Annotated in this window: 18 protein-coding genes; 6 read left to right on the forward strand and 12 right to left on the reverse strand. The window is 61.3% G+C overall.

Annotated elements, in window-relative coordinates; all coding sequences use genetic code 11:
- Positions 1 to 2: 2 nt before the first annotated feature.
- Positions 3 to 1667, reverse strand: coding sequence for a ShlB/FhaC/HecB family hemolysin secretion/activation protein (locus tag BT116_RS21050; protein WP_218189680.1), 1665 nt, complete (start codon positions 1665 to 1667; stop codon positions 3 to 5).
- A 96-nt stretch (positions 1668 to 1763) separates the two neighbouring features.
- Positions 1764 to 7898: a two-partner secretion domain-containing protein gene (locus tag BT116_RS21055; protein WP_072346920.1), complete on the reverse strand. Its 6135-nt coding sequence runs from the start codon at positions 7896 to 7898 to the stop codon at positions 1764 to 1766.
- A gap of 496 nt (positions 7899 to 8394) precedes the next feature.
- On the opposite strand from BT116_RS21055, the gene BT116_RS21060 reads away from it, so the two are divergent.
- The gene (locus BT116_RS21060) at positions 8395 to 9903 is read left to right on the forward strand and encodes a DUF6630 family protein (RefSeq protein ID WP_072346922.1); all 1509 of its coding nucleotides are present in this window, start codon (positions 8395 to 8397) and stop codon (positions 9901 to 9903) included.
- Between the two features lie 230 nt (positions 9904 to 10133).
- Here the strand turns inward: BT116_RS21060 and BT116_RS21065 are convergent, their stop codons facing one another.
- A complete protein-coding gene (locus tag BT116_RS21065; protein ID WP_072346924.1) occupies positions 10134 to 10679 on the reverse strand; it encodes a DUF4256 domain-containing protein in 546 nt (181 codons plus the stop codon).
- 119 nt (positions 10680 to 10798) lie between these two features.
- Between BT116_RS21065 and BT116_RS21070 the strand changes: the two genes are divergently transcribed.
- The 3 genes from BT116_RS21070 (at position 10799) to BT116_RS21080 (ending at position 13066) form a co-directional block, all read left to right on the forward strand.
- Entirely contained in the window at positions 10799 to 11311 is a 513-nt protein-coding gene (locus BT116_RS21070; protein ID WP_072346926.1) for a GNAT family N-acetyltransferase, read from the forward strand.
- Between the two features lie 107 nt (positions 11312 to 11418).
- A complete protein-coding gene (locus BT116_RS21075; protein WP_072346928.1) occupies positions 11419 to 11835 on the forward strand; it encodes a VOC family protein in 417 nt (138 codons plus the stop codon).
- Positions 11836 to 12016: 181 nt separating this feature from the next.
- Complete coding sequence (locus BT116_RS21080) at positions 12017 to 13066, forward strand: hypothetical protein (RefSeq protein WP_072346930.1); 1050 nt, start codon at positions 12017 to 12019, stop codon at positions 13064 to 13066.
- 193 nt (positions 13067 to 13259) lie between these two features.
- On the opposite strand, the gene BT116_RS21085 is transcribed toward BT116_RS21080, so the two are convergent.
- The gene (locus tag BT116_RS21085; RefSeq protein ID WP_072346932.1) at positions 13260 to 13712 is read right to left on the reverse strand and encodes a MarR family winged helix-turn-helix transcriptional regulator; all 453 of its coding nucleotides are present in this window, start codon (positions 13710 to 13712) and stop codon (positions 13260 to 13262) included.
- Between the two features lie 173 nt (positions 13713 to 13885).
- Here BT116_RS21085 and aceE point away from each other — a divergent pair, with 173 nt between their 5' ends.
- Positions 13886 to 16555, forward strand: coding sequence for a pyruvate dehydrogenase (acetyl-transferring), homodimeric type (aceE, locus tag BT116_RS21090; protein WP_072346934.1), 2670 nt, complete (start codon positions 13886 to 13888; stop codon positions 16553 to 16555).
- A 57-nt stretch (positions 16556 to 16612) separates the two neighbouring features.
- Here the strand turns inward: aceE and BT116_RS21095 are convergent, their stop codons facing one another.
- A complete protein-coding gene (locus tag BT116_RS21095; protein ID WP_072346936.1) occupies positions 16613 to 17323 on the reverse strand; it encodes a FadR/GntR family transcriptional regulator in 711 nt (236 codons plus the stop codon).
- Between the two features lie 97 nt (positions 17324 to 17420).
- On the opposite strand from BT116_RS21095, the gene BT116_RS21100 reads away from it, so the two are divergent.
- Complete coding sequence (locus tag BT116_RS21100) at positions 17421 to 18164, forward strand: FadR/GntR family transcriptional regulator (protein WP_072346938.1); 744 nt, start codon at positions 17421 to 17423, stop codon at positions 18162 to 18164.
- Between the two features lie 183 nt (positions 18165 to 18347).
- Here BT116_RS21100 and BT116_RS21105 read toward each other — a convergent pair whose 3' ends face one another.
- The 7 genes from BT116_RS21105 to BT116_RS21135 form a co-directional block, all read right to left on the reverse strand.
- Positions 18348 to 19070, reverse strand: a complete 723-nt coding sequence (locus tag BT116_RS21105; protein ID WP_072346940.1) for an oligogalacturonate-specific porin KdgM family protein — start codon at positions 19068 to 19070, stop codon at positions 18348 to 18350.
- A 132-nt stretch (positions 19071 to 19202) separates the two neighbouring features.
- Complete coding sequence (locus BT116_RS21110) at positions 19203 to 19970, reverse strand: ABC transporter ATP-binding protein (protein ID WP_063322886.1); 768 nt, start codon at positions 19968 to 19970, stop codon at positions 19203 to 19205.
- 10 nt (positions 19971 to 19980) lie between these two features.
- The gene (locus tag BT116_RS21115; RefSeq protein WP_072346942.1) at positions 19981 to 20820 is read right to left on the reverse strand and encodes an ABC transporter ATP-binding protein; all 840 of its coding nucleotides are present in this window, start codon (positions 20818 to 20820) and stop codon (positions 19981 to 19983) included.
- A gap of 10 nt (positions 20821 to 20830) precedes the next feature.
- The gene (locus BT116_RS21120) at positions 20831 to 21733 is read right to left on the reverse strand and encodes an ABC transporter permease (RefSeq protein WP_063322887.1); all 903 of its coding nucleotides are present in this window, start codon (positions 21731 to 21733) and stop codon (positions 20831 to 20833) included.
- Complete coding sequence (locus BT116_RS21125; protein WP_025211956.1) at positions 21733 to 22770, reverse strand: ABC transporter permease; 1038 nt, start codon at positions 22768 to 22770, stop codon at positions 21733 to 21735. The genes BT116_RS21120 and BT116_RS21125 overlap by 1 nt, the downstream gene beginning before the upstream one ends.
- A 34-nt stretch (positions 22771 to 22804) precedes the next feature.
- A complete protein-coding gene (locus tag BT116_RS21130; RefSeq protein ID WP_072346944.1) occupies positions 22805 to 24427 on the reverse strand; it encodes an ABC transporter substrate-binding protein in 1623 nt (540 codons plus the stop codon).
- Between the two features lie 71 nt (positions 24428 to 24498).
- Positions 24499 to 25653 carry a mandelate racemase family protein gene (locus BT116_RS21135; RefSeq protein ID WP_072346946.1) on the reverse strand — a complete coding sequence of 385 codons (1155 nt, stop codon included), beginning with the start codon at positions 25651 to 25653 and terminating at the stop codon, positions 24499 to 24501.
- Positions 25654 to 26103: the final 450 nt, after the last annotated feature.

Raw genomic sequence — 26103 nt, forward strand, 5'->3', positions numbered from 1 at the left:
GTTTAGAACTGGTAACCGATCTGCGCGAGCAGTTGCGGGTTTTCCTGGCGTGTATCGCTCTGCGCTTCGCCGCCGGAGTGGCGCCAGGCGACCGTTGCGTCGAACGAGAGCTGACCGTATTGAGCGCGCAGGCCCACACCGCCGCCGGAGATGCTGCGGGTGTTTTCCTCATCGGCCCACTCGTTGTGGTTGATGCGCACCTTGCCGGCGTCCCAGAACAGGTAGGGCGTGAGCTTGTCGATCGGGTAGCGAAGCTCGATCTGGGTCAGCATGCCTTCGTCGCCCGAACCTTCGCTTTGCGGATAAGCCCGTACGCCATCGATGCCGCCGAGGCTGAAGTCTTCGGAGGAGTCGAGGTTGTCGTTGCTCCACTGGCCGAGGAAACGGGCGAAGAGCGTGAAGTTGGCCGGCAGCGCTTGCAGACGGGCGAGGTCGACGTTCACTTTGCTGAAGTTGCCCTCGGTCTGGGCGGTCTGACGGTCGCCCTCGCGCAGGGCCGAATCCAGTTTCAGGTCACCGTAGGTCAGCGTTGCGCCGCCATAGGTGATGCCGCCGCCCAATACCGTGTCCCTCACGTCAAATTGCAAACTGATGGGCAGCGTATTGCTGCTTTTTTCAAAACTGAGGCCCAGCACTTCGTACTTATCCTCGAGCTCCTTGTGCTGGTACTGCCCAGCCAACATGAGGTTCGCCTGGTTGCTGCGCAGGAGCGGGTAGCTCAAGCCGATGCTGCTGACCTCAGCGGTACCGGTGGCCCCCAGGTCAGCGAATTCCGCGCCCAGGTCATAGGCGCTCTGGGCATAACCCACGTTGCCACGCAGGCCAGAGGTGCCCAATGGCATCGAGTAGCCGAGGCTGCCGAAATACAAGTCTTCATCGGTGGCCATCACCGCGGCGCTGAGCCGGTCGCCCAGCATCAGCGGGCTGTTCCAGTCGCCTTGTACCGTCAGGCGATTGCGCCCCGAATAACGATTGCCATGGTTGTCCAGGGTGGCCTTGCCCTCGAATGCCTCGGTCTTGCTCACTTTGGCATCGAGATCGCCCGTGCCGAGGGCCTCACCTGGCCGGATCACCGGACGAACAGCTACGCCCGGCAAGTCCGAAAGCACCAATATGCTGCGCTCCAGCCGATCACGCTCGATCACGTCGCCCGGTTGCAAGTCGTCCAGGAACGGCTGCGCCTGCGCGGCCAGTTTCGCATCGTCGTTGGTGGCGGTGACTTTCCCATAACGGCCTTCGATCACCGCGATGGTCAGTTCCCCGTTGGCCATGCGTTGGGCCGGCAAATAGGCACGTGCGAACGGGTAACCCTGTTCACGGTAATAAAGCGTGACCTGCCGGGCCACTTCCCGCAGCTCGTCCAGGTCATGGGCTCGACCGATAGCCGGGGCAACGACACGCTGCAGGCTGGCCTCGTCGATGCGCGTGTTGTCGGTGAAGTGGACGGCGTTGAGCTGGACCTTGGCGCCGCCGACTTTTTCCTGCTCCGGTAGCGGTGCTTCCACATCCAGGCGAATGCTTTGCGGCAATTCCTGCTGCGGAATCGGCAGTTCCTGGAGGATACGGCCGGCGTCGGGGATCGGGCGTGCCGGCAGGGTCGCTGCCCAAACCGGGGAAGTGGACAACAACGCCAGACCAGCCGCGCAGGACATCAGTTTGTTATGCATGGAATCAATCTCGAGTAATTCGGGTTGCCTGAGCCCATGACCACGTCCGGAGACGTGGCCAAGGGTTCCTTCAAATGAAAAGGTGGATGTCAGGGATCAGGGACGCATGGCCAGGCCCGGCAAGCGCACGCCGCCGCGCACGACGAACACGGTCTGTGGTGGGTAGGCCGCACAGGCGCCGCCATCGGACACGCCACCATCGGAGCAGACGTTCCCGGCCAGTTCCCGCTCGCTGGCGGTGTCCTCGGCCTGGGCAGCCGAATCGCTGTCGCCTTGCGCCAGGGCGTTGCCCGCGCCGTCGCCCGCATTCCCGTTGGCACGCGTGCCGCCCTGGTCCACCAGCAACAGGCCGCCGTCATCGACTCCGTGATCAGACCAGTCGACCGGTTTCGCCTGGGCCGGGTTGAGCTCCGGTGCATGGGGCGAACTCACCTCTGCGCCGACGCGTGTCGCATCGGCGACGCTCTGTCGCACAGCGTCATAATCAACCGACGGCGTCACGGTGAGATTGGCGTTGGCCGGGCTGCTCACGATCAGGTAACCGAGGTCAGCCAGCCCGCCGATGTTGATCAGGTGCGAACCCGGGCCTTGAGTACCTACCGAATACAGTGGGTTGCCGAGCATCGGCTTGGTGTCGCCGTTCCACAGGCCGTTGGCGTCATAACCGGCGATACCGCCGCCGTTGAACGTGGTTTGGCCATCGAACACCTTGGTCTGGGTGGTCGCGCCGTTGGTGGACACCACCAGGACGGGTTGCTCGCGGTAAACGGCATGCACGCCCGTGTTGCCCAGGGCCCTGCCGAAATTGCTTTGTTGCTCGTCACTGTTGTAGCGGAAATTGCCGCTGCCACTGCCGACCACATCCACCACGCCGGTACTGCCAGCGAGACTGCCGGTGTAGATCACCGCCCGGCCGCCGGCGCCGGTCGACACCGTCACGCCTGCGTCGGCCTTCACGTCACCGCCCGCAGCGACGCCCGCCGAAGCGGATTGACCGGCGTTGAGCACGATCGCATCGGAGGCATTGCTGGTGGTACTGACGTTCTCGGTCAGGGTGATGTTGCCGGTGGTCGTCACGACCTGGACTTTGCCGGTGTTGCCGATACCGACGATCTGATCCAGCCGGGTGCCGTCCAGCGCCGTCTCGGTCAGCCTGCCGACGGTGACGTCCGCCCGATTGACGAAGCTGACATCCTTCGCTCGGCTGGCGATATCGCCGACCCAGTTGCTGGCGTTGCGCAGATCGAAATCCCCACCCTTGAGCGCCAGGCCATCGGCGGTGATATTGCCATTGGCATCCTGGGTGGTCTTGCCGCTGATGTTCAGGAACACGTTGCCGCTGGTGGCCAGTCCTTCGTTGATCGCCAAGTCACCTTGGGTGCCGATGCTGACGTCGCCGGTGTTGTTCACACCCGTGGCGACCTTCACCACGTTGCCGTTGCCGTCGGTTTCGGTCAGCGTGCCGACCTTCAGGTTGCCGGTGTTGTTGAAGGCGACCTTGCCCGCTTCACTGGCAATGTCACCCACCACGTTGCCACGGTTGCGCAACTCGAAGTCGCCGCCATTGAGGGCCAGGCCATCGGCGGTGATGTTGCCGTTGCTATCCTGGGTGGTCTTGCCGCCGATGTTCAGGAACACGTTGCCGCTGGTAGCCAGCCCTTCGTTGATCGCCAAGTCACCTTGGGTGCCGATGCTGACGTCGCCGGTGTTATTCACCCCAGTGGTGACCTTGACCACATTACCGTTGCCATCGGTTTCGGTCAGCGTGCCGACCTTCAGGTTGCCAGTGTTGTTGAAGGCGACCTTGCCTGCCTCGCTGGCGATGTCACCCACCACGTTACCGTTGTTGCGCAACTCGAAGTCGCCACCGTTGAGGGCCAGGCCATCAGCGGTGATGTTGCCGATAGCACTCTGAGTGGTCTTGCCGTCGACATTGAGGAACACGTTGCCGCTGGTGGCCAATGCCTCGTTGATCGCCAAGTCACCTCGGGTGCCGATGCTGACGTCGCCGGTGTTGTTCACGCCGGTGATGGTTGTCTGCGTGCCGTCGGCATGGGTCGCGGTCAGCGAACCTACCTTGAGGTCTGCGCTGTTGTTGAACTGGACCTTGCCCGCCACGCTGGCGATATCGCCAATCACGTTGCCGGTGTTGCCCAGCGCGTAATTGCCGCCCAGCAGCACCAGGCCGCTGGCATCCAGCTTGGCCCCGGCGTCGCCGGACTGGGTGGTGTTGCCCGCCACTTCCAACGTGATGATGTCGTCGGCACGGGTCTGGCCCTGGCTGGCATCGTCTCGAGGGCCGTTTTCTATGGTGATGCCTTTTACCAACGTCAGGTCGTGATCGGTTTTCAGGGTGACCGCCTCATCGGAGGTAATCCCCACGGTACCGTCCACAGTGCCCACCGTCAGGTTGCCGTTGCCGGCAAATGCCAGGCTGCCGACATCGGCGGCGATGACACCCACGTCATGCCCGCCCTTGCCCAGCTGGAAGTCACCTTCGCCGCGCAAGGCCAATTCGTCTGCGGTAATGGTCGCGCCAGTTCCCTGCGTCGCACCTTTGCCCGCGTCGACGCTCAGTGTCAGCCCCTTGCCGGTCGTGCCGTCTTCGTCGGTGCCTTCGGGATCCTTGAGCATCAGATCGCCCAGCAGGTCCAGGACGCCGTTGGCGACCAGGGCCAGATCGTCCTTGAATGTCGCGCCTTCATCGTCGACGGTGATGTTGCGCGTCTTGTCGTTGCCGATGACGACCTTGTCGAAGCCATCCTGGATGTTGGCCAGGTCAGCGCCGGACAGCACCAACGGATCGTTAGGCCCGGTCACCTCCGGGTCATCGCTGCCGCCCAGGTGGATGTCCAGGCCATCGGTCTTCTGCTGCAGGGTGAGACTGCCACTACCGGAAACGCTCGCGGCGAGATCGATTTCGTCGGCGGTCAGGCTTGTATCGCCCTGGGTGAGCAGGGCCTGGCCGACCGTGAGCTTGTCCGCGACAAGGTTCAGGTCACCGGTCTGGGTCATGCCGGCGACCGGCACGCCTTGCGGGTTTGTCGGGGTCTGGCTATCGGGAATAGTTACGACGCCGACGGTCAGATCATCGACATCGGCAAAACTGACCGTGCCGGTGTCGCTGGCGATGGTGTTGACGTCGTTGGCCGCGTTGTCGAGATCATGGGTGGCGCCATCGCCCAGCAACACCAGACCATCGGCGACAATGGCGCCGCCGGCGGTCTGGTCGACCTTGCCACCGTTGCTCTGCAACACCAGGACGGGGGCCGGCTTGTTGTCATCGTCGCCGCTGCCCGGGGCGTCGGCCACGGTCAGTTGGTCATTGATGTGGATATTGCCGGTACCGGCATTGAGGACGAGGTTGTCGTTGATGCGGGTTGCTTCGATGATGTTGATGTCACCGGTCATGTCCGCGCCGCCGATGTTGACGGAGGTGAACCCGTCGCCCAGTGCGCCGATGTCGGTGCCGGTCAGTTCCAACGAACCGGGGGCATCGCCCGTGCTGCCGCCCACTGCGATGTCTTTGCTCGGCGTGTTGGTCTCAAGGGTGATGTTCCCATTGCCGGTGACACTGCCGACGCCGCCGTTGAAGTTGATGTCGTCCGCCTTGATGGCCAGGTTGTTGTCGGTGCTGTTGAGGCTGCCGTTGAACGTAATGGAACTGCCTTGCAGGCCCTTGCTGCCCGAGGTCTCGGTCTTGATGTTGTCGACGTACAGCGAGCCGCCGACCTGCTTGCCGGCGGTCTGGTCGAAACTGCCCGACACGAACACGAATTTGTACGTGCCGGCCTTGTCAGCCGTTGCCGTGTGGCTTTGCCAATTCACCGCCCCCGTGCCGTTGCCCGTTTCATTCAAGATGATTTGGTATTCGCCGGTATTGACGTTCAACAGATAGCCGAAGACATCGTAGGTATCGCCGCCCGCGACCGGTTTGTAGTCAAAGCTGACCTTTTCCCCTGCCGCCAGCGATACCGTGCCCTCGCTCACCACCGAAGGCCCCCGCATGATGCAACCGGCGGGTGCGTTGAGGCAGTTGGAGTTATTCTCGGTCCCCAGCAGCAGCGCGGCGCCGCCGTCCTTGCCTTGGCCAGCGGCAGCGACTGGGGTGAGGGGTTTGTAATTCATGTCGCCCTGGTCGCCAGGGGAAACGCTCGGCGCATTGCCGTTCGTTGGCGCGGTCGTCGGCAACGTCGGGTCATTGGGCGAGACCACGCCATCCACCACGGTGACGCCCGTGAAGAACTGGTCGATGGAGGTCTTCCAACCGACCAGGCCATTTTCGAAGTCGGCGTTCAGAAATTGCGAAGTGCCCAGCTCAACCGCACCGGTGTAGACCTGCTCGCCGCGGGTGAAGACTTTTGCGCCGTTGATAAACGTCTTGCCGGTGCCACTGGTGGTCGCATACAGGGCGCCCAGCGCGCTGTTACCGCCGACCATGTCGCTGAAGATGATCGAGCCCGAACCGGCGTCGACGCGCAGTTGGCGGTTGTTGGCCACCGCATCGGAGTCCACCACACCGGCAAATACGACATTGCCGCCGTTGCTCTTCAAACTGACGTCGGTGTTGAGCGCGATTTTGCCGTTGAGAATCAACGCCAGGCTGTTGCCATTGCCTGCGCCGCTGGCGTCGATGTCACCGTTGAGGAAGATATTGCCGAAGACATAACGGCCTGTTGCGCCGTCGTCGTGTCCCGACTGCAACGTCAGCGTCCGGTCACCGCTGATGCCCTGCGGTGTGTAGTCGCCGTTCCAGTGAATGGTATTGTCGGCCTTGATTGCCACATCGGTGCCGCCGGCCAGGGCGGTGTCGATCGCGTCGAAACCGACCGTGGCGGCTTGTCCGTTGGCGCCGCCCGTCAGCCCTCCATTACCCGGCCCCACGGTGACACTGTCCGGGTCGAGCAACCACAAGCCACCCTTGCCGTTCTTGGCCGAAGCATCGGCGGCTTTGCTCACCGCCAACTTGGCACCGCTGGTCTCGATCTTGCCGCCGTCACCGCCCTTGGCACCGCCGGTGGCTTTCAGCGTGCCATCCACCCGCGTCACACTGCCCGGCTTCTTGGTATCCGACCAGGCCACCACGGTCCCGCCCTTGCCGTTGTCGGTCGCCGATGCATCGAGCACGGCACCGGCGGCGATGGTGGTCTGGCTGGCTTGTTTGATCGCCGGGTCCTTGCCTTGCCAGCTACCGCCTAAATAAATGTCGCCGCCGCCCTTGGCGCCGGTGGCGTCGAGCTCAGCGCCGCCGTTGATCGCGACACGGTCGCCGGTCACGACAATCTTGCCGCCCTTGCCGGTCTCGGAGGACACATCGATTCGCCCGGCGACTTGCACACCGCCCTGATCCCCCATCAGCGTCACCACGCCGTTTTCACCGATATCCAGGGAACGGGCTTCGATCAAACCGGTGTTGTTGATCACCGTGCTCGCCAGGGTTTCGGCTGCACGGGCGGTCAGCAGGATCCGGCCGGCATCGGCACGAATGGCGCCGCCGTTTTCGATCAGCGCTTGAAGCGCACCTTCTTTCACTTCCAGCTGCACCGGCCCGCCGAGGTCAAGCGTCACGACACTGCCGGCGCCCAGCAGCACATTGCCCTTGTTCGCGGTGAGGTTGCCTTCGTTGACGATTTTTGCGGCAATCAGGGCAATGGTGCCGCCTTGTGCGGCATTGATGTTGCCCTGGTTGACCACCGAGGCGGCGCTGTTGCCACTGAAACGGTAGTTGCCCGCGAGGAAATCTTCCGTGGTCATGTTGAGCGTGGACGCGACCAGGCCGCCTACATCAACCTGAGCACTGGGTGTGAACAGGACGCCGTTGGGGTTGACCAAAAATACCTGGCCGTTGGCTTTCAGTGCGCCCTGAATCACCGACACATCCGAGCCCAGCACGCGGTTCAATGCGACAGACGCCGCGCCCGGCTGGACGAACTGGACGGTGTTGCCTTTGCCGATGGAGAAGCTTTGCCAGTCAATCGCGAGCTTATCGCTGCCCTGATGAATGGCCATGTTGTTGCCGTTCTGATGAATGCTGCCGTTACCCGCCACGATGTTGCCGCCGGAAGGCAACGCCCCCGCAGCGGCGACCGAGGCGAAGACACTGCCGCCTACACCGATGACGAGGCTGAGCGATGTACGGCTTTTGTCTTTGCCGTGACTCTTGACCAACTCGGATGCCACCTGCCACGCGCCCATCACGGCATTCCAGACGACTCGGTAAACTCTATTCATTTTTGTTCACTCATCCTTAATACGACGGGTCGTGCCATGACGACCAGGCGGTTCGCGTCGACAAATCAATGGAAAACCGCATCCGGACGGATGACGGCTTGAAAATCCCACAATGCTCCGCGCCATCATCTCTGCGGCTTGCCGATCGCGCTTTTGCTTGAGCGCCCGCGGCTTTTGATTGAAGGGATCGAATGAACTTTTTTCACGGTGAGTGGGTAACGTGCATCGGGTGGAGGCTGGTCGCCTTCGTGGGCGAGCTATGCTGGAACGCTCCCATTTCGACCGGAAGTTCGGCAGTGTTCGATCGTTCCTCAGGCTCCGCGTGGGAATGCCGCCAGGGACGCTCCGCGTTCCGCTTCTGGTGGTGACGCAGAGCGTCACGGGATGCATTCCCACGCAGAGCGTGGGAACGATCCGGTGGTGGGGGGTGATTGTTCTTTTCGGTAGGGGTGCGGCTAAGATGGCGCGCAGGGAAATCACAAGGAAGGCAGGCGTGATGCAAGCGCAATTTGATCCGTTGGTTCATATCGACTGGAAAACACCGGGCGGCGACTTGCTTGGGCTGTTGCAGCACTACTATCCCGACATCGGCGTGTTTGCCGGGCCGGTATTCGAGATGCTGCTGGATGAGCTGTCCAACGAGATGCCCGAGGTCTGCTTCGAGGCGTTGGCACCAGTGTTGGCGAGTCACGGCTACGACCTGTGGAACCTGGATGCCGGTGGCGACGATTACCGGCCGGTCATTGTCGCGACCGATCAGCGCGAGGCGTTTGCAAGGTATTGGCAGGGCCAGCGTGGCGAACCGAGATTCACCGCGAACCTGATCGAACCGCCCAAGCCTGCCGCCCCCGCACGCAAACCGGCCAAACCCAAGCGCGGCAAGGTGAAGTGGCTGCAGGAAGTCCATGACTATCCCGGCGCCACCTATGTGCATGAATACAACTACCGCAACGGTTGGGCCGCCATCACCGAGCAGGACGAAGACCAGTGGTTGTGCTTTCTGATCGATTACAACCAGTGGCCACCCGCCGAGCAGGACATGCTCGAGCACCGGACCGATGGCGTGGACGGCGCGGACTTGCAGCTCATCGATGCCAACGCCCGGCGCAGCCTGTGGAAACGTCAGGTCATACGCGGCGATTACAGTGCGGACGACCGCTACCAATACGAAATTCGTCACGACGATGAGATCGCGGCGTTCGGACCTGCCCAGGTGCAGTGGCCGGAATTTGAACAGCCTTGCGTGGTGGTGGACTCAGCGATATTTGAACGCCAGCGCCTCTATGAGCCCGAGCATTTGACGCGGATCTGGCGGATCACGGCGGACAGCAGCGAGGTGATTTTCGAGCACGCGGATGAACTGACGATCCTGCCCGTCGGCCCGCGCCGCTTGCTGTTCATGCAACACAACGGGCCGTTGTGCTGGATCTGGAATCAGGACGCTCCCCAGCAAACCATCGCCGCCAAACCAATGCCCGTCGAGGCTTACAAGCTCAGGGCGGCAAGCGCGTATCTGGGGGGCGATGAAATTTTGCTGTTCAGCGAAGGCGCGCGGCAGAACGTCGAGCATTCGGGTTACCAAGAGACGGTGCTGTTGGCGTGGCGCTTCAACTTCGTGACCGGCGCTGCGACGAAGGCGCTGTTGGACGGTTTTGGCAGTGAGCTGCGCCAGGACACACGCCTGCTTGTCACGCAGCCCAAGCAGGTCATTACGTTGCGCACGTTTCATGGGCAGCTTCAGGTTGCCCGGGGGCATGGGGATTGGTGGGTGTGGAGTTACCGCGCCAACACCTTTGGCACACAGACGCTGGCGTGGTTTTGGAATCAGGGGAGTGATGAGGTGGTGAAGCTGTCGACCAAGGACATCCCGCGTATCAAACCGGATGTTCGTTATGTGCCGGCGCAGGATCGGTACCTGGCGTTCGAGACGGCGTTCGTGGCGAGGTTGCCGGTGTTCAGTGAGATGGTTGAGGCCAAGGAGTGTGAGGTATTGGTTTTCAAGTGAAGTGCACTTGCCGGCTCGCAGGAAAAACACAGCGGACTGCCTCGCTACCATTTTTCAAAGGCATGAGTGATTTGTGGCGAGGGGATTTATCCCCGCTGGGCTGCGCAGCAGCCCCAATGCAGGCAACTCGATTATCCAGGCATACCGGGGTTGCAGTTGGGGGCTGCTGCGCAGCCCAACGGGGATAAATCCCCTCGCCACAGTTCATTAGCGCCCTCCGGTGAAAGGGCTCAGACCCGCAGCAACCCACGAAAGCCCCGCGCCGCGTAATACGACTGCACGCCATTGTGGTAGATGAACACCCGGCCATAACGGTAGTCGCCAAAAATCGCCCCATCGAGCGAGCGAAGCTCTGGAGGGCTTGCCAGCCAACTGGATGTCTTGGCATCAAACTCGCCGAGCGTTTGCAGGGCTCGGTACTGCTCTTCCGTCAGCAGGGCGATGCCCATTTCTTCGGCCATTTCGACGGCACTGCCTTTGGGCTTGTTCTCCTTGCGTGCGTCCAGGGCGGCGCGGTCGTAGCAGAGGCTTCGGCGACCGGTTGGGCTTTCTTTGGCGCAATCGCAGAAGGTGACAACACCGGTTTTCGGATCGAGGCCTATCACGTCTGGCTCGCCGCCGGTGGCTTCCATCGCCTGGAGCGACTCCAGGGCGTCAGGGTTGCTTTCCAGCCTGCTCTGAACATCAGCCCATGGAATGCCTGGATGGCGATGGGTATTTTGTTCGAATCGTTTTTTCAGGGCTTGGAGGAGTTTGTCATGTTCTTGTTTTTGCATGACTCTGGCGTCTGCTGGTGATCGGTTGTTCAATGATAGTTCTTCAGCTAAGCGTTGAAGCAACATTGACAGTCCATCCAGGTCTTCAGGGCTAGGTCGCGAGTTCAGGAATAACACTGATGGTCACAGGAACCATGCCAGACGCCCTGCTGAGCTTTCATCCCATAAATCTTGATCAGGACAGCAACATCTGCGTTCGTTTCTTCAACGACATGTTGTTTTGTGCGTTCGGTTCTGCACAACAGTTTGGTGGTCCCGATGGGGGACGGCATTACCTTGAGTCGCTTCGAGAAAAGGCAGCCGTGATTCCTGGCAGCATTGTCCATGTCTGGGATGAAACACGAATTGTGGGCCAGATAGAGATGTCACTGACAAAGAAAGACCCCTTGGTGGGCTACATACACTTTTTCTATCTAGTCCCCGAGTGGCGGTCCCGCGGTGCCGGGAAGTTGCTGCTGGCTTATGCGACCCATTTTCTTGCAGGACTGGGGTGCGACCGGATGAGATTGTCGGTGAGCGAGACGAACCCAAGGGCGGCACAGTTCTACAGTCATCATGGTTGGGCCGATATCGGGCCCAGGCAAGACAAACCAGAGTTGCGTTTGCGGTTGATGGAAAGGTTCATCGGCTAAGTCGCGAGCAAGCTCGCTCACACAGAGCTTTGTGCCGTTATGACATTCCCGCATGAGTAGCTAGGGTGAAATAACCCATAGCACCATCACCGAACCAGGAGGCCTGTATGCGCAACTTCACGATTCAACGTATCGACCACATCGTCCTGCGCGTAAAAGACATCGAGCGCAGCCTCGCTTTCTATACGTCGGTGCTTGGTTGCGAGCTCAAGAAGCGCCGGGACGATCTAGGCATGCTTCATCTGGGCACCGGTGTTTCGATGATTGACCTGGTGGCGGTTGATGGTCCGCTCGGTCGCCAGGGTGGGCCGGCAGCGGGAAAGCAGGGGCACAATGTCGATCACCTCTGCCTGCGGATCGAGCCGTTTGATGAACAGGCCCTCCTCGCTCATTTGGCTTCAGCTGGACTGGAGGTCGAGAAGGCGCAGATGCGCTATGGCGCGGAGGGCAAGGGCTGGTCGATCTACTGCTTCGATCCGGATGGCAACCAGATCGAGTTGAAGGGCCCGGCGCTGGAGTCCTGAGCTTCAACTGGCAGGCAATCCCCTGTGCGGGCTTGCTCGCGAAGCGGTCTATCTGGATCAGTGATGTTGACAGTGCCGGCGTCATCGCGAGCAAGCTCGCTCCCACAGGAGGTCGGTGATGGACGCAATAGTGGCACTTCAGTAGCATTCACCCACTTTATCGATCCTTCAAGGATGACCTATGCTCGCCCTGCCTCACTGCCCTGCCCCGTTGTTAGCATTGTCCGCGTTGTTTGTATTGCTCGGTGGTTGCAGCGTCAATGGCAGTTACCCCGATGCCATCGAACCGGACGCCGCCAAGTTGCGGTTCGTCGCCAATACCAGCAACGCCACGCTGGACTATTTCGACGCGGCCCATTGCGACGGGCAAACCACCGGCATCCTCAATAATATGCTGCTGAGCGATACCGCGCGGCGGGTGGGGATGAGCGTTCCGGCGCCCAAGGATGCCAGGGGTTATTTGGAGGTCAAGCTCAAGCCGGGTGAGCAGATTCACTTGCGCACCAACATGAACAGCGGTTATGCCGTGTGCGGCAAGGGCTTCAACTTTACGCCCGAAGCCAATGCCGAATACGAGGTGACGTTCAAGTCCGAAAAGAACTTCTGCCTGACTCAGTTGCAACGCTTGCAACGGGTCGACGGCAAGGATGTGCGCACACCGATCCCGATCCTGAAAAAAGACTTTCCCGCCTGCGCCGGTCGCAATGCGCTGTTCCCCAAGACCTACCCGGACACGCCCCATCGCCTGGAGCTGATGAACCGCGTCATCGAGAAAAGCCTGGTCGTCACCGTGAAAACCGATCCGGCCAAGGAAAAAATCGAGAGCTATTCACCAGAGAAGCTGGATACCCTGATCAGCGAACGCAAGGCCAAGCTCGGCTTCGAGCTGCCGGCTGACTACTGGACGCTGTACCGGGAAAACCTGAAGACGTTTGGCGATGACATGGCGCAGAACAAGGCGCGCTCAATGGAACGCTTCAGGGACGAATACCAGGTGCGCCTGCGGCAGTTGAAGGACGAACAGTTGGAACAGTGGGCGTTGCCCAAAACCGCCAATGCCAAGCCGGAAAAAGCCGAGATCGACCTGGACGTCGCGATGATGGTTGAGTATTTCCGCATCGGCAGTGGCGTGACCGTCGAAGCCGTGGATCATCATTTGGAAAGAATGGCGCAGATGGATGAGCGTTATGGGGTATGTGCACGGTTTGCGGAGTGCTGGAAGCGCAACTAGCAGGAACACTTTACCCGGGATATTTCCAAGCGAAGAGGGTCATGAGGCACTCCGCTTGGCGCTTCACGATGAGCCCAACGATTTCCTCGGCCCCGTCGGCAACATCCGTGCGAGCCAGGCGCTCAAGGGGATGTACAAGCCCACCGAGATCGAGATCTGATGTCGGAGCGCCCCAGGTTCGCTTGCTGGGGGCTCATTTCACTCGACCGCGGCTGCGCGCAGCATTGGCCGCGCGTTCCAACGCTTGGCTGAAGACCCGCTGCTGGTCGTCGTCGAATTGGGACAAGAACAATTCGTCCACCGCTCCTTCGTAGATTTCCCACATCTTCTTGCGCAGCGCTTTTCCGCTCTCGGTAATGGCGGCATACGCGCCTCGACCGTCATCGCTGGCGCGGCTACGGGTGACCAACCCTTCCGCCTCCAGGCGGTCCACCAGGCGGGTGAGGTTGTAGCGTTCGATGGCCATGACATCGGCCAGCTCGCTCATGCGGCGTGCGCCGTCCGGGCCGCTTTCCAGGCCCCATAACGCGTCGTACCAGGCGTAGGCAGGCAGCCCGGCGGCCGCCAGTCGGCGCTCGATTTCGCGGATCAGGCACCGGTGGGCCCTGACGAATCTGAACCAGGTATCCGGCTCGCTGGAAGACATGCAGCACCTTTTTTAGAAATCGATTTAGTTGCAATTGTAGCGCGCGGCAGGCTAAGTTCTCGCACGTAGTTGCATTTGCAACTACAAAACTCTCGAAGGTTGGCGTCGACCCACGCCCCTTAGTCAAGCACCAAACGACTCGGTGCTGCAGCACTGTCCAGGAGACGACAACGATGGCACAACAATCCATGTTTCTCGACGAGGATCCACAAGAGACTCGCGAATGGCTCGAATCCATTGAATCGGTGGCGAGTGTCGAAGGGCGCCCTCGCGCCCACTTCCTGATCGATCAGATGCTTGATTTCGACGCCAACCGCCACGGTGATTTCTACGGTCGCGTAACGACGCCCTACGTCAACACGATCCCGGTAGACCGCCAGCAGCCTTACCCCGGCGACCTGGCCGTGGAGCGCCGGATCAACGCCTACATTCGCTGGAACGCGCTGGCCATGGTGCTGCGCGCCGGCAAACATTCGAACGTGGGCGGGCACATCGCGTCTTACGCGTCGGCGGCGGTTTTGTATGACGTTGGCTTCGAGCATTTTTTCCGTGGCCGCACCGAGCAGTTCGCCGGTGACATGGTGTACATCCAGGGCCACTCCTCTCCTGGCATCTACGCACGCGCCTATCTGGAAGGCCGCCTGAGCGAGGATCAGCTGGATAACTTTCGTCGCGAGACCGACCGCGATGGCGTGTCGTCCTATCCGCATCCACGGCTGATGCCGGACTTCTGGCAGTTCCCGACGGTGTCCATGGGGCTCGGGCCCATCACGGCCGCGTACCAGGCGCGATTCATGCGCTACCTGGAGGATCGCGGCCTGAAGGAACACCAGGGCCGCAAAGTCTGGGCGTTCCTCGGAGACGGTGAAATGGACCAGCCGGAATCGCTGGCGGCGATTTCCCTGGCGGGTCGGGAGAAACTCGACAACATCATCTTTGTCGTCAACTGCAACCTACAACGCCTGGACGGCCCGGTGCGTGGCAACAGCAAGGTAATCCAGGAATTCGAAAGCCTGTACCGGGCGGCCGGTTGGAATGTGATCAAGGTGATCTGGGGCAGCGGCTGGGATGTCCTGCTGGAAAAAGACAAGAGCGGCCTGCTGCGCCAGCGGATGATGGAGTGCGTGGACGGCGACTACCAGAACTACAAATCCCAGAACGGCGCCTATGTGCGCGAGCACTTCTTTGGAAAGTACCCCGAGCTGTTGGAGCTGGTCAGCGACCTGAGCGATGACGATATCTGGAAGCTGTCTCGCGGCGGCCACGACCCGGAGAAGGTCCACAACGCCTATGCCGCCGCCATGCGCCATACCGGCGGGCCGACCGTCATCCTGGCCAAGACCGTGAAGGGTTTTGGCATGGGCGAAGCTGGTGAAGGCCAGAATATCAATCACCAACTCAAAAAAATGGGCGACGACGCGGTCAAGGCGTTCCGTGATCGGTTCGGACTGGAACTCAGCGATGACCAGTTGGGCGACATGCCTTACCTCAAGCCGGCTGCGGACAGCGTCGAGGCCCTTTACCTGCAAGCCAGGCGCAACCAATTGGGCGGCTACATCCCGGCCCGCTTCAATGCCGTGGCCCCCTTGCAGGTTCCACCCTTGTCGGCCTTGGACACACAGCTCAAAGGCACCGGCGAACGGGCCATCTCCACCACCATGGCGTTCGTGCGCATTCTCGGCACGCTGCTCAAGGACCCTAACATCGGCAAGCTGATCGTGCCCATCGTCCCGGACGAATCACGTACCTTCGGCATGGAAAGCCTGTTCCGCCAGATCGGTATTCATTCCCACGTCGGCCAGCTGTATACGCCTCAAGACGCCGGCCAGTTGAGCTATTACAAAGAAGCCCGGGACGGCCAGATCATGCAGGAGGGACTGAACGAATCCGGCGGGATTTCTTCGTGGATCGCCGCCAGTACGTCCTACAGCACCCACGGTGTGATGACGGTGCCCTTCTACATCTTTTATTCGATGTTCGGCTTCCAGCGCGTCGGCGACCTCGCCTGGGCGGCAGGTGACGCACGCGCCCGCGGCTTCCTGCTCGGCGCCACCTCCGGCAGGACCACGCTGATGGGCGAAGGCCTGCAACATGACGACGGTCACAGCCATGTGCTGTCGTCGACCATCCCATGCTGCGTGTCCTATGACCCGACCTATGCGTATGAACTGGCCGTGATCATCCAGGACGGCATGCGGCGGATGTATGCCGAAAACGAAGACATCTTTTATTACATCACCGTGCTGAACGAAAACTACGCCCATCCCGCGATGCCCGAAGGCGTAGAGCACGGCATCCTCAAGGGCATGTACCGGCTCTCGGCGCCTGAAAAAACTGTCGAAGGCAAGCACGTCCAGCTGATGGGCTGTGGTTCGATTCTTCAGGAAGTGGTCGCGGCAGCTCAGTTGCTGGAACAGGACTTCGGCGTCGGCAGCGAAGTCTGGAGCGTGACCAGCCTGACCGAACTGCGCCGCGACGGTCAGGAAGCCGAACGCTGGAACCTGCTGCACCCAGAGCATGCGCCGCGTATCGGTTATGTGGAAAGTTGCCTGCAGGACAAACAGGGGCCGGTGGTGGTCGCGACTGACTACATGAAGATATTCGCCGACCAGATTCGCCCGTTCGTACCCAATCGCCGCTTCGTGGCCCTCGGCACCGACGGTTTCGGCCAGTCGGATACCCGCGAGTCGCTGCGCAGATTTTTCGAAGTGGATCGGCACTTCATCGCCCTCGCGGCGTTGAAGGCCCTGGCCGACGACGGAAAAATACCTCGGGAAAAAGTAGCCGAGGCGATCAGGCTTTACGGCATTGATCCGCAAAAGCAGAACCCTGCAAAGGTGTGAACCTGAGCCTAGCAGCGGCGCCCCCTCAGGGCGCCGCTGCAACTGGTGGACGTGTTATTACGCCGCTGACTCAACCACACCTCGAACCCGCTGCAGCATATTGATCAAGTGCAAGCGCATCGACGCCCGCGCCGCTTCGGCATCACGCCGCGCCAACGCCGCATAGATCTGCTCGCGCTCTCGAACCAGCAACGCTCGGTTCTCGTCCGTCACCACAGGCCCGGCCTGTTGCACCACCGCGATCAAGGTGTTGCCCACATGCGCCATGGCATCGATAAAGAAGCTGTTGTCGGTGCACTGGACGATCTGCAAATGGAATTCGAAATCGACCCGGGCGCTTTCGTCATCGGCAGCCTCAAGGGCATTCGCCGCGTCGAGTACTTCGCGCATGGCCTGCAACTGTTCCGGCGTGGCCCGTTGTGCGGCGATGCCGGCGGCTTCCACTTCCAGGCTCAGGCGCAGTTCGATCACGGCGAGCGCGTCGTAGGCGCCACCCTTGACGTGTTTGCTGCCCTGGAAATCTCCCGGGCGAGCGGTGTCGACCACGAAGGTGCCGATGCCGTGGCGGGTCTCCACCAGACCTTCGGCCTGAAGCCGCGACATGGCTTCGCGAACCACCGTCCGACTGACGCCACGGTCCTTGATGATGACCTGTTCGGTGGGTAACTTACTGCCCGCGGGCAGTTCGCCGGCCAGTATCTGCTGCGTCAGGTCGACCACCAGTTGCTGGGTCATGCTCAGGCGTCGATCGGGTGTGACACGGTCCATTGCACCTATCCATTAAAGCCAGACGATCGCGGCATTATAGCCGCGACCTTGCGCTAAAACTCACTATAATGCCCGCTGATCACCCAAGAGCACGCCGATGACGGATCAAGCGTTATCTCCACTGAACAAGCCGCGCCGCCTCGCCGAAACCCTGGTCGACCGCTTTGCCCAGCGCATGCGCGACGGCATTCTCAAGTGCGGCGAAAAGCTCCCCACCGAAGTGCATATCATGGAGGCCGAGGGCGTCAGTCGTTCGGTGGTGCGTGAGGCGCTGTCGCGCTTGCAGGCGGCGGGGCTGGTGGAGACGCGCCATGGCGTCGGCACCTTTGTTTTGGACATGCCGGCACCCGAGGGCTTCACCCTGGGGCCGGCGACGATTGCCACGTTGCCGGATGTGCTCAACCTGCTGGAGTTTCGCCTGAGCCTGGAAGTCCAGGCCGCCGGCATGGCCGCCGAACGCGCAACGCCCGAGGCCCTGGCCGAACTGGCCCAAGCGCTGGAGGCGTTGCTGCAAGGGCCGGAAAAATCCGGCACCACCATCAATGCCGATTTCCAGTTCCATCTGAAAATCGCCAAGGCGGCCGGCAATTACTACCTGATCGACATCATGAAGCACCTGGGCACGAAGCTGATCCCGCGTACCCGCATGAACTCCGCCTACTCCGGGCAAAGTGATCGCAGCGCTTACCTGCAAGGGATCAACGCCGAACACCAGCAGATCTTCGATGCCATCGCCAGCGGCCATGTCGACGCGGCGCGGGCAGCCATGTACCTGCATTTGAGCAATAGCCGCATGCGCCTGTGTGAAACGCAACAGCGCCAGGCGTTCTACAACGAGTAAGCCCAATGCTGTTCACTTAAGGTTTGCATGACTCACTGTGGCGAGGGAGCTTGCTCCCGCTGGACTGCGCAGCAGGCCCATTTTTGTGAGCGCTTCGCACTCAAGCGGGAGCAAGCTCCCTCGCCACGGATTCATCGCCCCCTTGAACGAGCAGTGCTGTCTGGGGGCGCTTGCTCTCACAATTTAGAAGAAGCTGTATTTAACACCGACCCGCAGTCGCAACTGGCGATCACTGTCGACCGAGTTGACTTTGATATCGCCCACTTCAAAGAACGGCGCCCAGCGTTTGTCCCACTGGTATTTAACCACGGCATTCTGTTCATAGTCGTCGGTACCGCCGTTATAGCGAATGTAGTCGGCATCGAAATAAGTCAATTGATATTCATAGGCCCACGGTCCTTGAGGGCCATAGTTGATATAAACATCGTAACGGTTGACCTTCTGATCGTCCTGGCCATTATGCGGCACGTCACGGTCGATCTGGTCGCGGTCAAGCTTGGCTGAATCAAAACGGTAGCGCCCGGCGATGCTCAGCTCTTTGGTCACGCGGTAACCCAGGCGCAGGCCCAATTTGTAGGTGGTGGACTCCTCGTCGCTATCCAGGGCCAGCGAAGGCGTCAGCGTCCAGCGGTCATCGATCTTGTGCTGGTAGTTGACGGTAAATTCATGGCCGCTACCGACGGTATTGTCGAAGGCGACGTCTTGCCGGTCACCGGCGGTCTTGTATTTGAGTTCACCTTCCAGGCCCACGCCGTTGTCCAGTCGTATACCGAACTTGGCGCGGTCGGCGTGCATGCGAGTTTTCTCCGCATATTGGTGACGCACATTGATGTAGCCGGTATCGGCCACTGCAACAACCGAAGTGAACAATGCAGCGAGGGAAACTAATACAAGTGTCTTTTTCATGTTTTTTATTCTTGTTGGTTGAAAGGTTAGTTAGGGCAGACGCTAAATCACAGGCGAGCGCGTGCGCGGCATTGATACCTGGGCTCCAACGTTTTTTACGGGTTAAAACAAGTACAACTAATTAATGGAACCTCAAACAGCGATGGGCACGCGTTGTATGTCCCGACTGGCTTGCACCAACAAACGGGTGTACGCGTGCGTGGCGCCATCGCTCGCCAGCAGATGGCTGTCGAGGGTCTCCACCACCCGGCCCTGCTGCATCACCGCCAGCCGATCACACAAATGCGCCACCACCGCCAGATCATGGGTGACCATCAGGTAGGTCAGCCCTTCCTGGCGACGCAAGTCGGCCAGCAGGTTGAGGATTTCTGCCTGCACCGAGACATCCAGCGCCGAGGTCGGCTCGTCCAGCAACAGCACCCGGGGACGCAGGATCAGCGCCCGGGCGATCGCCACGCGTTGGCGCTGGCCACCGGACAACTGGTGCGGATAGCGGAAGCGAAAGCTGTCATTCAAGCCGACCTTGCGCAGGATCTCGCTGACCTTCTGCGCACGCCCGTCGATGCCATGGATGCGCAGCGGCTCTTGCAGCGCGGCATCGATGGTGTAGCGCGGATGCAACGAGGCATACGGGTCCTGGAACACCATCTGCACCGTGCGATAGTGATTCAGCGGCAGGTTGCGCGTCACGGCTTGGCCGGCGACCCGCAGTTGTCCGCTCCAATGCTGGTACTGCCCGGCCAGGCAGCGCAACACGGTGGTCTTGCCCGAACCGGACTCCCCCACCAGGCCGAATGCCTCGCCTTCGGCGACGCTCAAATCGACGTCGTGCAGTACCGCGTTCAGTGCCGCGCCAGTGCCAAAACTGAGGTTCAGGCCGGCGATTTCAATCATGCTCATGACAGGCTCCTCAAGCGTTCAACCAGAGTGGGTCGCGCTGCAGCACCGGCAACGTGGCGCGCGGATGGTCCAGGCTCGGCAATGCGGCCAACAGGCCTTGGGTGTAGGGATGGGCGGCGTTATCCAGGTCGGCGGCGGCAATCGACTCGACCACGCGACCGGCGTACATCACCAGCACGCGATCACAGAAATGCCGCACCAGATTCAAATCGTGGCTGATGAAAATCAGCCCCAGGTCACGTTCGCTGACCAACTCCTCCAGCACATTGAGCACCTGGCGGCGCACCGACACATCCAACGCCGAAGTCGGTTCGTCGGCGATGATCACCTGGGGATCGGTGATCACCATCATGGCGATCATGATCCGCTGGCCCATGCCGCCCGAGACCTCGTGCGGGTACAGGTCATAGACCCGCCGTGGGTCGCGGATATGCACCTTGGCGAGCATGTCCAAGGCGCGTTCGCGGGCTTCGCGATGGGGCACCTTGTGATGGGCCAGGTAGGCCTCGGCGATTTGTTCGCCGACGCGCACCACCGGGTTCAACGAGTACTTGGGGTCTTGCATGATCATCGACATGCGCGCGCCGCGAATCGCCTGGATCTGCTTTTCGCTGGCGGCCAACAGGTCGATGTCGGCGAAGCGCAAGGTCTTGGCGGTGACCCGCGCGGTCGGCGGATGCAGACGCAAAAGACTGCGGCCAACGGTGGATTTTCCCGAGCCGGATTCACCAACGATGGCGAGTTTTTCCCGGCCCAGGGTGAACGACACGTCGCGCACCGCCAGGGAAGTTTTGCCGGCGTTGCGAAATTCCACGCACAAGTCCTGTACCGCAAGTTTTATCTCAGTCATGGCCTGTTCCTCAGGATTGGCTGCGTGGGTCGAGGACGTCGCGCAAGCCGTCGCCCAACAGGTTGAAGGCCAGGCTGACCAGCATGATCGCCGCACCGGGTGCCGCCACCAGCCACCAGCTTTCGAGCATGTAGCGCCGCCCGGTGGAGATCATCGCGCCCCACTCCGGCAACGGTGCCTGGGCGCCGAGGCCGAGAAAGCCCAGGGCGGCGGCGGTGAGGATGATGCTCGCCATGTTCATGGTCAGGCGAATGATCACCGACGACAGGCACATCGGAATGATGTGGCGCAGGATGATGCGGGTGCTCGACGCGCCCTGGAGCTGCACCGCAACAACGAAGTCAGCGTTGCGCAGTGGCAGTGTTTCGGCGCGGGCAAGCCGGGCAATCGGCGGCCAGGCCGTCAGCGCGATGGCGATCACCGCATGCTCCAGGCCCGGGCCGAGGGCGGCGATGAAGGCCAGCGCCAGGACCAGGCTGGGGAACGAGATGAAGATGTCGGTGATGCGCATGAACAGGCTGTCGACCCAACCGCCGAAGTAGCCGGAAACCGTGCCGACCAGAAGGCCGATGGGGCCGACGATCACCGTCACCAGCAGGACGATGTACAGGGTGATGCGCGAGCCATACACCAACCGCGCGAAGACATCGCGACCGTATTCGTCCGTGCCGAACCAGTGCACGCCGCTGGGTGCCTGCAAGGCCCCGGCGAGGTTCTGCAACAGCGGATCGTGGCCGGCGATCCAGGGCGCGAAGACCGCGACCAGCATCAGGGTCGCGACGACGATCAGGCCGGCGAAGGTCATCGGGTTGCGCAGCAGGAAACGCAGCAGGCGCAGGGTACTGGCGGCCATCGCTGCGGTACTGGAGGCGGGCAGCGCGGCGGGTGCGCTGGAAGCCAGGGGCAGGTTCATTAGCGAGTCCTCGGGTCGAAGATCTTGTACAACGCGTCGCTGATCAGGTTCAGCGTCACGAAGATGAGGCCGATCAGCAGCACGCAAGCCATCACCGCGTTCATGTCACCGAGCAGCAAGCTGCTGGTCAGGTACTGGCCGAAACCCGGCCAGGCGAACACGGTTTCGATCAACACCGCGCCTTCCAGCAGGCCGCCATAGGCCAACGCGACGATGGTCAACAACTGCACGCGAATGTTGCCAAAGGCATGCCCCCAAACGATCCGCCGCTGGGACAAACCCTTGACCCGGGCGGTGATGATGTACTCCTGGGACAGTTGCTCGAGCATGAAGCTGCGGGTCATGCGGCTGATGTAGGCCACCGAGTTGAAGCTAAGGATCACCGCCGGCAACAGGATGTGCCGCAGGGCGCTGCGAAAGGCCTCCCAGTCGCCGGACCAGGCGGTGTCGATCAACAACAGCCCGGTGTGTTTCGGGATCAGCCCGTCATAAGCCAGGCCAATGCGCCCGACGCCACCGGCCCAACCCAGCCAGGCGTAGAACACCAGGAAGGCCATCATGCCGATCCAGAAAATCGGCGTGGAGTAACCGAACAACGTGATCAGCCGTGCGACATGGTCACCGGCACGGCCCTGATGCGTCGCCGCGTAGACACCCAGCGGCAAGCCCGCCAACACGCCGAACAGAATGGCCAGGGTCGCCAGTTCCAAGGTGGCCGGGAAGACCCGGGCGATGTCGGTGATGACCGGGTTGCCGGTCAGCAAGGCCATGCCGAAGTCTCCGTGGAGCAGGTCGCCGAGGTAGATCGCGAACTGGGTCCACAACGGTTTGTCCAGGCCCAGCTCTTTGTAGACCTGGGCGTAGGCCGAGGCGTCGGCGTCCGGGCCGACGATGGCCAGCACCGGGTCCAGGGGCATCACTCGCCCGATGAAAAAGGTCAGTAGCAGCAACCCCAGCAGCGTCACCGCCACCGAGCCGCCGCGCCGGGTCGCCGAAGCGGCCCGGGTGGTCCAGATTGAAAAGGATGCAGTCGACATGTTCATTCCTGCCTTGGCCCTGTGGCCGTCGATTTCAGCGCTGCTTGTAGACGTCCCGAAGACGCGTGGTGGCGGCGGTGTGGCCGATGTAGTTGCGCACATCCGCATGGATCACCACTTCGTCCACCATCTGTGAGACCGGCATGATCGCCCCGGCCTGTTGGTCGTAGAGGGTCTGGATCCGTGCGTAGATTTCGCGCTGGCGCCCAGGATCACGCTCGCGCTCGGCCTGCTCGATCAACTGATTGAGCTGCGGGTCGAAGAACGAGGTGCGCCAGCCCTGGAAGTTGCTCAGCTTGGCTTCGGTGCGGTTGTCCGGGTTGTACACCAGGGCGCGCAGGCTCGAATGCGGATGACGCTCCGCCCCGCCACCGCCACGCCCGACGAGGATGTCGAATTGGCGGTCGCGCATCGCCCCGTAGATCTGGTTGCCGGTGCCGGTGATGATCGTCGCCTGGATACCGGCCTGGGCCAGCGTCGCTTGCAGGCTGGTGGCGATGTTGATGAACGGTGGATCGGTGAGCGAACGAATGGTCACCTTGAAGCCGTCAGCGTGACCAGCCGCCGCCAACAGGCGCTTGGCCTCGGCAACGTCCAGGCGATAACCCGGGTCTTCCAGGCGTGCCGGCAGCCCCAACTGCAAGGGCCGCTGATTGATCACACCGTAATGCGGCATCACCACATCGTTGATGCCCTGGTAGTCGATCAACAGGCGAATGGCCTGGCGCACGCGGATGTCCTGGAACAATGGCTGCTGCATGCTCATCGCCACGTAGTACAGCGTGCCCCGGGCGATGCTCTGGATGCGCACCTCATCGACCTTGCCCAGTGCCTTGATGTCGGTGGCTGCCATGCCCCGGGCGACGTCCAGGTCACCGCGCTCGACCATCAGCCGCAGGGCCTGGGACTCGGTCATGTTGCGCATGATCACCCGGCGCAACTTCGCCGCGCCGCGCCAATAGTCGTCATTGCGACTCATCAGGATCACGTCGTTGGCGCGCCAGATGTCGAGCTTGAACGCGCCGGAGCCGGCCGTGTGCGTCGCCAGCCACGTTGCGCCCTGGTCGTCGCCGACCTGATGCTGCAAGGCGACCGAGCGATCGATGATGAAGGCACTGGGAGAGGTGGCCAGGGTGTTGAGCACCAGCATCGGGTCCGTGACGCGTGGCAGCTCCATGACAAAGGTGTGCGGCCCTTCGGCACGCATCAACTTGACGACGTTGTCGGCAGTGAAACCGTAGGCTTTCCAGGTCGAAGCCAGGGCGCGGTTGAGGGTGACCACGCGCTGCAATGACCAGGCGACATCTTGGGCAGTGAGCGGTGCGCCGGAGTGAAAACGCACGTCATCGCGCAACTGGAAGGTCAGGCGCATGCGATCGGGGCTGATCTCCCAGGTTTTCGCCAGGGCCGGAATCAGCGTGTCCGGCTGCGCCGCGTCCTGCTCCAGGAGCATGTCATAGACGTTGGCGTTGACTTCGGCCACCTCCAGACCCGTCGCCGCAGCGGGGTCCAGGGACAGCAGGTTGATCATGCTCATGCCCACCACCAATTGGTCGGGGGGCGTTTCGCCTTGGGCCAGGCTGACGGGCACCTGCACTGCGCACAGGGCCACGGCGACACACAGCAGCCTGGTCAGGCGCTTGGGCCAGAGATTCATGGTTCAGTCCTTTCTTATATTTATAAAGACTTGTCGCCCGGGCAGCCATCAGCCTCAGGCGTGGAACAGGATCAATGTCGTGACAGGGTGTTGGCTTCGATATACGCGAAGTTGATGTCCTCGCCCAACCCCGGTCGGTCGGACAGGTGCACAAAACCATCGGCGTCCATCGGGTCGACGATGCTGTTGAGGTGCGCCGGGACTTCTTCGTAGTCGAGGAACGGGTGCAGCAGGCCGCGCTCGTACCAACGGCAATTGCTGATCGCCCCGACCACCGCCAGGTTCGCCGCGCCATTGCCGTGCACTTCGCAGTCCATGCCGAACGACTCGGCCAGATGCGCCACCTTCAGGCACGGCCCGATACCACCGACCCCGGCCACGCCGGCGCGCAAGATGTCACAGGATTTCTGGGTGACCCAACTGGCGCGGCTGTGGAACTTGCCGGCGATGCTTTCCGGGCCCAACACCGGGATGTCCAGGTTGGCGGCGAGCCAGGCATAGGACTCCGCCGAGTCTTCCATCATCGGCTCTTCGAACCAGGCGAAATTCAGCTTTTGCAGCGCCTTGCCAATGGTCAACGCATCCATGCGGCTGTACCAGTGATAACCGTCGAGCATCAGCGCGATGTCCGGCCCCACTGCTTCACGCACGGCGGCGCAGGCCTGGATGTCCATTTGCGGGTTCGGCGCGAAGGAAATCGGCGGCATCCAGGTGTGCAGCTTGATGGCCTTGTAGCCGCGCTGGACCAGCTTTTCGGCGAACTGGCCGTACTCGTCCGGCGTGGACAACCCGCCCGGCAGATCGTCGCCACACATCGTCGAGCCGTAGGCCGGAACCTTATCGCGATAGCCACCAATCAACTTGTGCACCGGCAGCTTGAGTTTGCGCCCGGCCAAGTCCCACAGCGCTTGCTCCACCAGGGCCAACGCCCGATCAGTGAACTGCCCGGCACTGCCGCGCTGCCAGTGTGCAAGGTCTTGCCAGAGGCTTTCACGGTCCATCGGGTCGCGACCGATCAGCACCTTGCGCACGAAGGATTCGATGATGTGCGGACGAATCAACTCAGGCGGACCGAAGGCATAGCCCTCGGAGCCATCGTCACAGCCGATGCGCAGCAAGGCCATCTTGATCATGACCTCATCGCCGGGATGGGCATGGCCGGCACTGTCCTGAGCGCGGCGCGAAGGGGTGGAAAAGACTTCGACGTGAACGCCTGTGATTCTCATAGGGAGGAGTACCCAATTGTTATTGTTTATTTGTATGTCGTCATACAACATGTCGGATTATTCTGACGTTCACGCCAGACTGTCAACCCTGAAATTCAATAAAATATGCACTTAAAATGAGAACCTCCTGAAAGAAGAGGTTATTTTTCGTGAAAAATCTTCAAATGTCGTCATACCACAAGACACAAAAGAGAGACCACCTATCACGGGAGGGGATGATGACTTGAAGGGATAAAAGACAGAGCTGAGGGCTAGAAAACCCTGTGGGAGCGAGCTTGCTCGCGATAGCGGCATGCCTGGGCCGGTGAGGTTGAATGTGCCGCCGTCATCGCGAGCAAGCTCGCACACAGGGGATTTGTAGCGGGCACAGAGTCTGTGACCGCTACAAAAAATCAGGTCAGGAGGAGGTTGGAAATCAACTGGGAATTTCGCCGATGTTGGTCTTGCCGG

Origin of the sequence: Pseudomonas sp. NFACC16-2 (assembly GCF_900119205.1) — a bacterium.
GTDB classification, from domain to species: Bacteria; Pseudomonadota; Gammaproteobacteria; order Pseudomonadales; family Pseudomonadaceae; genus Aquipseudomonas; species Aquipseudomonas fluorescens_Q.

Bases quoted from the DNA above. Each gene is read 5' to 3' on its own strand.
- BT116_RS21075 (WP_072346928.1), top strand. From the start codon at position 11,419: ATGCGCAACTTCACGATTCAACGTATCGACCACATCGTCCTGCGCGTA.
- BT116_RS21050 (WP_218189680.1), bottom strand. From the start codon at position 1,667: ATGCATAACAAACTGATGTCCTGCGCGGCTGGTCTGGCGTTGTTGTCC.
- BT116_RS21060 (WP_072346922.1), top strand. From the start codon at position 8,395: ATGCAAGCGCAATTTGATCCGTTGGTTCATATCGACTGGAAAACACCG.
- BT116_RS21055 (WP_072346920.1), bottom strand. From the start codon at position 7,898: ATGAATAGAGTTTACCGAGTCGTCTGGAATGCCGTGATGGGCGCGTGG.
- BT116_RS21135 (WP_072346946.1), bottom strand. From the start codon at position 25,653: ATGAGAATCACAGGCGTTCACGTCGAAGTCTTTTCCACCCCTTCGCGC.
- aceE (WP_072346934.1), top strand. From the start codon at position 13,886: ATGGCACAACAATCCATGTTTCTCGACGAGGATCCACAAGAGACTCGC.
- BT116_RS21065 (WP_072346924.1), bottom strand. From the start codon at position 10,679: ATGCAAAAACAAGAACATGACAAACTCCTCCAAGCCCTGAAAAAACGA.
- BT116_RS21100 (WP_072346938.1), top strand. From the start codon at position 17,421: ATGACGGATCAAGCGTTATCTCCACTGAACAAGCCGCGCCGCCTCGCC.
- BT116_RS21070 (WP_072346926.1), top strand. From the start codon at position 10,799: ATGGTCACAGGAACCATGCCAGACGCCCTGCTGAGCTTTCATCCCATA.
- BT116_RS21120 (WP_063322887.1), bottom strand. From the start codon at position 21,733: ATGAACCTGCCCCTGGCTTCCAGCGCACCCGCCGCGCTGCCCGCCTCC.
- BT116_RS21085 (WP_072346932.1), bottom strand. From the start codon at position 13,712: ATGTCTTCCAGCGAGCCGGATACCTGGTTCAGATTCGTCAGGGCCCAC.
- BT116_RS21125 (WP_025211956.1), bottom strand. From the start codon at position 22,770: ATGTCGACTGCATCCTTTTCAATCTGGACCACCCGGGCCGCTTCGGCG.
- BT116_RS21080 (WP_072346930.1), top strand. From the start codon at position 12,017: ATGCTCGCCCTGCCTCACTGCCCTGCCCCGTTGTTAGCATTGTCCGCG.
- BT116_RS21095 (WP_072346936.1), bottom strand. From the start codon at position 17,323: ATGGACCGTGTCACACCCGATCGACGCCTGAGCATGACCCAGCAACTG.
- BT116_RS21115 (WP_072346942.1), bottom strand. From the start codon at position 20,820: ATGACTGAGATAAAACTTGCGGTACAGGACTTGTGCGTGGAATTTCGC.
- BT116_RS21130 (WP_072346944.1), bottom strand. From the start codon at position 24,427: ATGAATCTCTGGCCCAAGCGCCTGACCAGGCTGCTGTGTGTCGCCGTG.
- BT116_RS21105 (WP_072346940.1), bottom strand. From the start codon at position 19,070: ATGAAAAAGACACTTGTATTAGTTTCCCTCGCTGCATTGTTCACTTCG.
- BT116_RS21110 (WP_063322886.1), bottom strand. From the start codon at position 19,970: ATGAGCATGATTGAAATCGCCGGCCTGAACCTCAGTTTTGGCACTGGC.